Here is an 8,217-nt window from a genome sequence, read left to right as displayed (position 1 = left end):
CCTGTGAGAGTAGGACGCCGCCAAGCCATTTAAAAAGATCAGCCATCCGGCTGGTCTTTTTTGCGTTATGAATCAAAAAGCTTTGTAAAAATTATGACGTCCCGTTATTTCTATTATATAGAAGTTGTTATATAACCCCTGAGAGAGGCTGAAATCGAAAATTGTTTTTCATTTTGAGAATCGTTTTGACCCATCCCTCAACTTAGGATATAAGCGAGACATTCTTCCAGCCTTACTTAGACAGGGATATGGGTTATTCAATTCGATTGCAAATAACTGGAGAATTGGATTTAAATAAGCAGCAGTACATATATTTTGGCTAAAAAGAAATTTATTCAGAAACTGGTAACTAAAAAAGTGGGGAATACCGAAATAGAAGAGGGTCCTCATAAATGATAAAATACTTTGTGCCACAGCAAATAAAAATATTCTTCATCTTGTATGAGCGGTAATAAATCCAAGGTATGGCTGAACTTATAAGATAAATGAGATCGAAAATGAGCACTTCGAAATTTAGAAATAAAGAGTATGAGGAATCTCTTTATAGTTATTAAGGACCGCTCGTGAGTTTGACACAATTAAATTAGCGCAGTATAATAATCCAGTAGAACGATATACTAAATAAAGTTAACTAATTAACTTTGGCATAAGTGTAAATTCAATACCTTTTGAATTCAGAAACTAATTGCTCTGAATAATTAGTAGAACGATATACCAAGGAATTGTTGGTAGAACGATGTACTAACCTTAAGATTAGTAGAACGATATACTAGTTATGCGAAAAGTTAGTAGAACGATATACTAGTTATGCGAAAAGTTAGTAGAACGATATACTAACTGAAGTCGGTTAACCTAATGAAGTTTATTGTTTTTATTTAGTACGTAAATTTGTATTTATGGTATGGGGCAAGGGGGCAGCTTCTGAAAGGCTTAAGAATCAAATTGCATTTCGATAACTTTTTTAATAGGGGTGTGTTTCATGAAAAATCCATTTATAAAAATGGCCACAGGTTTATATATTAGCTATTTTATTTTAGGCATGATCAATATTATCATCGGGTCAAATATGGAGAATTTGTCCAATCAATTAAATACAAGTGCCTCAGGGATAAGTTACTTGGTTTCTGCTATAGGAATCGGTAAGTTAGTTTCCTTGTTTTTCGCCGGTAGACTGTCGGATAAATTAGGAAGGAAACCATTTGTTGTTTCAGCATCTTTTATCTACCTAATCTTCCTCATAGGTATACCTTTGGCTCCTAACTATACATTGGCATTTATATTTGCTGTATGTGCTGGTATTGCAAACTCATTTTTGGATGCTGGTACGTATCCAGCACTTATTGAGGCTTTTCAAAAGAAAGCTGGTTCCGCAACCGTATTAATAAAAGCGTTCGTTTCAGTCGGTGCCGCACTTCTTCCATTTATCATGGCGTTCTTTATAGCTAGAGATATGTTTTACGGGTATACATTCTTCTTAATGGCTGCTGTTTATCTTGTTAATGGATTTTTCCTGCTTAAGGTTTCATTTCCAGATCATAAAGCTCAAAGCCAGACTCAAGATGATGCACAAGCTGTGCCGCTTCAACACCAATTCCTCTCAAAACCGAAGTTTGGCCAGGAGGGGGTGGCCGTCATACTATTAGGCTTCACATCAACTGCTTTATTCATGCTGGTTCAAGTCTGGCTCCCGAACTTTGGACAAGATGTATTGGGGCTAACCCAGGCTAAGGCTGTTCAATTGCTTAGTTACTATAGCATTGGCTCCCTTGTTTCTGTCATTTTACTAGCAGTTCTATTGAATAAAGTAATTAAGCCCATTACCGTCATGATTATCTATCCGATCATTGCAGCATTATCTTTATTGTCACTCATTTATATCCAACAACCATTTATAACTGTTTTGAGCGCTTTCTTCATTGGGCTTTCAACTGCAGGGGTGTTCCAATTGGCCATGACAATAATAACAGAGTTCTTCCCTGCCAATAAAGGGACGATTACTTCATATGTAAACATTGCAGCTAGTTCAGCATTTATCATCATACCTTTCGTTACAGGTATCATTTCTAAGAGTGCTGGTTTAACTGCGGTCTTCTTGTTTGATGTGGCAATTGCGGTAGTTAGTATTTTATTGGCAGTATTCGTTGCCTATCGATACAAAAAGGTAATTAAGATTTCCAATTAAACGGTCTAGCCGAACATCAGAGGGGCATGAATCCCCACTGATGATAATGATAAAAGGGGGAAACATCCATGAAAACAATCACGATTAAAGACGTAACGATCGGAGAAGGGGTTCCAAAGATCATCGTTCCACTGATGGGGACAACTGAAGAAGAACTGCTTAAAGAAGTTGAAACGGTAAATGCGCTACAGCCGCATATCATTGAATGGCGAGTAGATGTTTATGAACAAGTTGAAAGCTTAGAAGCCGTTTCGGATATGATTTCTAAACTTAGAAGTGCTGTACCTAATACTTTGCTGCTTTTCACTTTTAGAAGCCATAAAGAAGGCGGGAACAAGGAAATCAGCGATGAATATTATTTCAAGCTTCTTCATGCAGCAATTGGAACGAAGAATATTGATCTTGTCGATGTGGAATTGTTTTTTGAAGAATCATCAGTGAAGGAGACTGTAAAAGTAGCTGAGGAAAATGGCGTATACGTAGTAATGTGTAACCATGATTTCGATAAGACACCAGCAAAAGAAGAAATCATTTACCGATTGCGTAAAATGCAGGAATTTGGCGCCCATATTCCAAAAATCGCTGTAATGCCGCAAACTGTTGGTGACTTACTCGTTTTATTAGATGCAACTTACACGATGAAAACAAAGTATGCCGATCGTCCATTCATTACGATGTCAATGTCGGGCACAGGTCTGGTCAGTCGATTATCAGGCGCGGTGTTTGGATCTGCTTGTACATTCGGTGCCGGAAAAGAAGCATCTGCCCCAGGACAAATTCCTGTTACTCAATTAAGGGATGTATTGGAGATCATTGATCAAAACATTTAACTCATAATTCCTTCCAAGAAGGAATTTATATAAGTTTTTAAAATCAGGGGGAATAGAACATGGAAAATTTAGGACGTATTAATGGGAAAACGGAATTGGTAGGATTGCTGGCAACACCTATCGGACACTCTTTATCACCTGCCATGCATAATTTGGCTTTCGATAAATTAGGCTTGAATTGCGCCTATTTAGCATTTGAAGTAGGAAACGAACAGCTGGAAGATGCAGTCAAAGGGATGCGTGCATTAAATGTAAAAGGATTTAACGTATCCATGCCTAATAAAATGAAAATACTTCCATATCTTGATGAATTGGCAGACAGTGCTAAATTTTCCGGGGCCGTTAATACAGTTGTCAATGTTGATGGTAAGTTCGTAGGTCACAGTACCGACGGAATGGGGTATACCCGGAACCTAAAAGAACATGGTATAGATATTAAAGGCAAGAAAATGACTCTTATCGGTTCTGGTGGGGCTGCTACTCCAATTGCCATTCAATCTGCGCTGGAAGGTGTGGCGGAAATCAGCATTTTTGCTCGTGATGATGCTTTCTTCCCACAAGCAGTAGAGAATGTACGAATCATCAATGAAGATATGAAGCATTTAAATGTGAAAGCCAATGTATATCCTCTTGAAAATGTTGAACAATTAAAGGCTGAAATCGCAACTAGTGATATTTTGGCAAATGGAACTGGTGTTGGCATGAAACCACTTGAAGGCTTAAGTGTCATTCAAGACGAATCAATGCTGCGTCCTGATTTAATCGTAACCGATGTTGTTTACATCCCACGTAAATCTAAACTAATGGAACAATCTGAGGCTGCCGGTGCTACAGCTATTAATGGTCTTGGGATGATGCTTTGGCAAGGCGCATTGGCCTTTGAATTATGGACAGGTCAACAGATGCCTGTTGATTACATCAAAGAGCAATTGTTTGCAGAATAAGATGATTCCACTCTGGAGATTATTCTCCATTTTATCGTAATAGAGGTTTATTCATACTCGATGTGCATCATCGTTATATGATTACCATCAAATGAGTGCAGAAACCTCGGAGCTAAGAAAATGCAGGGAGTGAAATCCCTTGTTTTTCTTAGCGTTTTTTTTTGAAAAGTATTTAAATGGATATCATAAAGGGGAGGCTTTAATGTAATTACATTTTGCATTAAAGGGTTCTTGGGGAGAAACACAACGTGATTTATTATAGGGGTGTAATAATGAAAAATCAGTATTATAAAGCGGCATCTGGCATGTATATTAACTATTTTCTGCTGGGGATGGTTAATATAATTCTCGCCTCAAACATGACCTCTTTAACAAAACAATGGGATACGGACTCTACTGGCATCAGTTATCTTATTGCAGCAATAGGAATAGGCAGATTACTCACGTATGGTCTCTCGGGAGTATTATCAGATAAATTTGGAAGAAAGCCATTGATTATTGTCTCTTCGGTAATAATGGGAGTTTTTTTAATTGGGATTCCATTTTCCCCCACATATGAAATGGCCTTTGTATTTGCTTTACTTGCGGGAATTTCCAACTCAGCCATGGATGCTGGTACATATCCGGCGCTAACTGAAATGTTTCCTGAATCTGCTGGTTCCGCCAGTGTTATGGTCAAGGCTTTTGGTTCACTTGGTGCAACAATTCTACCATTCCTCATCTTGTTTCTTACTAGGAACCAATTATTTTACGGGTTTGCATTTTTATTACCAGCTGTCATCTATTTCATGAATATGATCTTTATGTTGTCCGCTTCATTTCCAAAAAGCAAATCCGATGCTGTCAGTCATGAGGAGGCTTTGCATATGAACAGGTTCATAACTGAACCTAAATTTTGGAGCGAAGGAGTCGCACTAATCATAATTGGGTTTACATCAACTGCGTTATTTACAGTTTCGCAAATCTGGTTACCGAGTTTCGGCCAGGAAGTTGCAGGGATGCCATCTTCAGGTGCAATTAAATTATTGAGCTATTATAGTGTTGGATCACTGATTTCCGTCCTGCTATTATCCATCTTATTAAACAAATGGATTAAGCCTGTGACGGTGATATTGCTTTATCCAATGATTACTTTACTTACGGTAATCATCATATTAACGATACATTCACCTATTGTCTTAAGTATTAGCTCCTTTTTCCTTGGAGCATCGACAGCTGGAATATTTCAATTAACCATTGCAATAATGACTGAACTTTTCTGGAGGAAAAAAGGAACTGTAACAGGTATCGTTGCGACGGCATCCAGTTTGGCGAGCGTCATTTTACCAATTGCAACGGGCTTGATCGCTAAGAGTGGGGATATATCGCATATATTTCTTTTCGATTGCTTTATTGCAACTATAGGAATCCTAGCTGCAGCTTTTGTTTATTACCGGTATAAAAAATTGACACAGCACCTGACCATATTTAACCACGGCTAAAAAATATTGAAGGATTATTAAAACTCCATCTTCTAAAACTAGGGTGGCGTTTTTTGGGGACTGTTGAATATTGGATATAGATGTATTGGAGTGTTATTAATCGATGAGATACCCATGTTCCAAAAGCAAAGGTGTAATATTGACAGTAACTATATTATTATTATAGTAAGAACATGATAATAATAAGTAGATCAAAAATACATTCAAGATGGTGATTGAACTATGAAACAATCCAAAAAAGGGCGGGTCACGCTGCAAGAGGTAGCGAAACATGCTGGGGTATCTACATCCACTGCTTCCCTTATCGTTCGTAATAACCCCCGAATATCGGAAGCGACGCGAAAAAAGGTATTAAAATCCATGCATGAATTAGGCTATGTTTACGATAGAATTGCAGCAAACCTAAGGTCGCAGAGTTCCGATACTGTAGGAATCATTATTACCGACATATCAAATACCTTTTTTTCTGAATTCCTGATAGGCGTTCACGATGCATTGGATGAGGTCGGGTATACAGTGTTGCTGGGGACTACATTCGACTCGGTTGCAAAGCAAGACCATCTCCTTTCGACCATGATGGAACATAGGGTGGGAGGCCTGATTCTTTGTCCTGTCTCTGAAAGCTCACAAGATACAATTGAACGGTTAAATGAAATTGACACGCCGATGGTCCTTGCTGTTAGGGAACTACCTGGAGTGAATAGCGACTATGTAGGCATAGACTATCCAGAAGGAGCCAGGATTGCTGTTGAGCATCTCCTTGGAAAGGGGCATAAAAGAATTGCGCTCCTTGGTGGCATCAAGGAATCTTCTACTTGGATCGAGAGAATGGAGGGATACCGTGAAGCTCTTTCAAGAGCGGGATTGGAAGTGGATGAATCGTTGGTGATTGATAGTGCCCCTACACGGGAAGGGGGGCTGGAGGCTGTATTGAAAGTACTTGAGAATCCTAATCCGCCTACGGCGATTTTTTGCTTTAGTGACTTAATTGCCTTCGGTGTTATGCAAGGATTAATGATGAAAGGATATACACCTGGAAAAGATATAGATATCGTAGGGTTCGATAACGTTCCAGTCGCAGAAATCTATCATCCTCCGCTAACGACCATTTCCTCATTCCCTAGACGCATTGGAAAAGAGGCAGCGAATCTTCTGTATCAACAAATGGAGAAAATTGAACGTGAACAACAGCGAATCATATTGAATCCAGAACTGATTATTAGAGAGTCTTCCTAAAAAAGAAAAATAAAAAGGTGATTAGTTTACAGGAGGCTAGGTATCCATACCGCTGTTCCCTTTTCATCTTTTCTATTATTCTTTTATTGGGAACGTTGACTACATAACAAAAAGGATGTTCTTACTTAAGCGGTTCATAAATATCCCAGGCCACTTTCAATGAATCGACTATGAAGTCTGCCACTTCATCAACATCAAGATCATTGGTATTCACTTTTGAATGATGATAGGAGTATATTTCTTGTCTGGTGTAAAAGAGTTCTTCGATTTCCTCAAGGGACCGACTTTGTAAAACAGGTCTACTATCAATTAGTAAGCCTATTCTCTCTTTCCAGTATTCCCAAGATAAGTCCAGATAAAAGACAATGCAATTGGATAAACAGATATTCCGTATATCCTCTTGTAAAAATGCCCCGCCTCCTACTGAAATGATTTTCAATTGTTGTTGACTAAAGTTTTCAATCACACTTTTTTCTTTTTCGCGAAAAGTTTTTTCCCCAAACTTCTTGAATATTTCTGTAGTGGGCATATTGAATTCCTTTTCAATTTCTTGATCTATATCAATAAAATCCCTATATAATTTCCTTGCTACTTTCTGACCGATCGTCGTCTTTCCTACTCCCATAAAGCCAATAAAAACGATACTTTGCATCCTCAAAGATGTGTTTTTATTAATCATTTATAAATCCCTCTCCCAACTATTTTTATAATGATTAAAAGTCTCTCCTGAAATTTTTAAAATATATTTATTATAGTATAAGAAAGTAAAATTGTAAAAAAATTTTTTAATATTTGGACAATGAAATTCCGTGATTTAACGGTTTATTTTAAATCAATCCATTCGAAAGGAACAATCAGTTTTCATTATTCGATTTATACATCTAATTATACGTTTCTTCATCTATACAGTTTGTTATTGCCGTTACCTATCACTTGCAAGCTTTATGGATTTTGCCAAAAGCATTACTAGGTTGAAGGGGAATGTGTTTCAAACGGGTCTTTGAATTAATTAAATGGGTGGGAGCAATGATTTTGTTTGATTATATGTTTTAAGCGGAAGCCAAGGTACGACAAGTGCATTTATTCCTACTTACAGTGATTAAATCATTTAACAAAGAAATGTTTGAAATGTGTTGACTTTATATTGGGAAAGGATTAATATAAATAAGCACCAACTAAGACAAGCGAAAAACTTCATCACTTTCGGCAGATTGCTGAAAGAAATAACTATTGACTTCTTACTATGAAAATGATAAGATGAAATGGTCGCTGAAAAACACAGCGATTTAAAATAAGTTAAAAACTTCGCAGAAGTTGACAACTAATCAACGAGATGTTATGATGAATAAACAGCCGTTCGAAAGAACGATTGTGAAAATTGCTCTTTGAAAACTGAACAAAACAAAGCGCCAACGTTAAATTTTAAGTGAGCACACACTATCAAAAAAGCAAATGAGCAAGTCAAACATTTCTTCGGAGAGTTTGATCCTGGCTCAGGACGAACGCTGGCGGCGTGCCTAATACATGCAAGTCGAGCGAATCGA

The 8,217-nt window shown here is 37.6% G+C and carries 6 protein-coding genes and 1 rRNA gene; 6 read left to right on the top strand and 1 reads right to left on the bottom strand.

The window, feature by feature from the left end; all coding sequences use genetic code 11:
• Nucleotides 1–979: 979 nt before the first annotated feature.
• The 5 genes from FNK51_RS04765 to FNK51_RS04745 all read left to right on the top strand — a co-directional run bounded on the left by FNK51_RS04765 (nt 980) and on the right by FNK51_RS04745 (nt 6,673).
• Complete coding sequence (locus FNK51_RS04765; protein WP_098373844.1) at nt 980–2,182, top strand: MFS transporter; 1,203 nt, start codon at nt 980–982, stop codon at nt 2,180–2,182.
• 68 nt (nt 2,183–2,250) lie between these two features.
• The gene (aroD, locus tag FNK51_RS04760) at nt 2,251–3,012 is read left to right on the top strand and encodes a type I 3-dehydroquinate dehydratase (protein ID WP_098373845.1); all 762 of its coding nucleotides are present in this window, start codon (nt 2,251–2,253) and stop codon (nt 3,010–3,012) included.
• Between the two features lie 59 nt (nt 3,013–3,071).
• The gene (locus FNK51_RS04755; RefSeq protein WP_141992596.1) at nt 3,072–3,956 is read left to right on the top strand and encodes a quinate/shikimate dehydrogenase; all 885 of its coding nucleotides are present in this window, start codon (nt 3,072–3,074) and stop codon (nt 3,954–3,956) included.
• Between the two features lie 272 nt (nt 3,957–4,228).
• Complete coding sequence (locus FNK51_RS04750) at nt 4,229–5,437, top strand: MFS transporter (RefSeq protein ID WP_141992595.1); 1,209 nt, start codon at nt 4,229–4,231, stop codon at nt 5,435–5,437.
• Nucleotides 5,438–5,659: 222 nt separating this feature from the next.
• Entirely contained in the window at nt 5,660–6,673 is a 1,014-nt protein-coding gene (locus FNK51_RS04745; protein ID WP_098373848.1) for a LacI family DNA-binding transcriptional regulator, read from the top strand.
• 121 nt (nt 6,674–6,794) lie between these two features.
• Here FNK51_RS04745 and FNK51_RS04740 read toward each other — a convergent pair whose 3' ends face one another.
• Nucleotides 6,795–7,352, bottom strand: a complete 558-nt coding sequence (locus FNK51_RS04740) for a shikimate kinase (protein WP_141992594.1) — start codon at nt 7,350–7,352, stop codon at nt 6,795–6,797.
• A 791-nt stretch (nt 7,353–8,143) separates the two neighbouring features.
• Between FNK51_RS04740 and FNK51_RS04735 the strand changes: the two genes are divergently transcribed.
• Nucleotides 8,144–8,217 (top strand): 16S ribosomal RNA (locus tag FNK51_RS04735); the annotation flags it as partial.

Origin of the sequence: Bacillus sp. B4EP4a (genome assembly GCF_006680105.1) — a bacterium.
GTDB lineage: Bacteria > Bacillota > Bacilli > Bacillales > DSM-1321 > Peribacillus > Peribacillus simplex_E.
The sequence above is the reverse complement of the archived record's forward strand: the minus strand, read 5'-3'. Positions and strand labels throughout refer to the sequence as shown.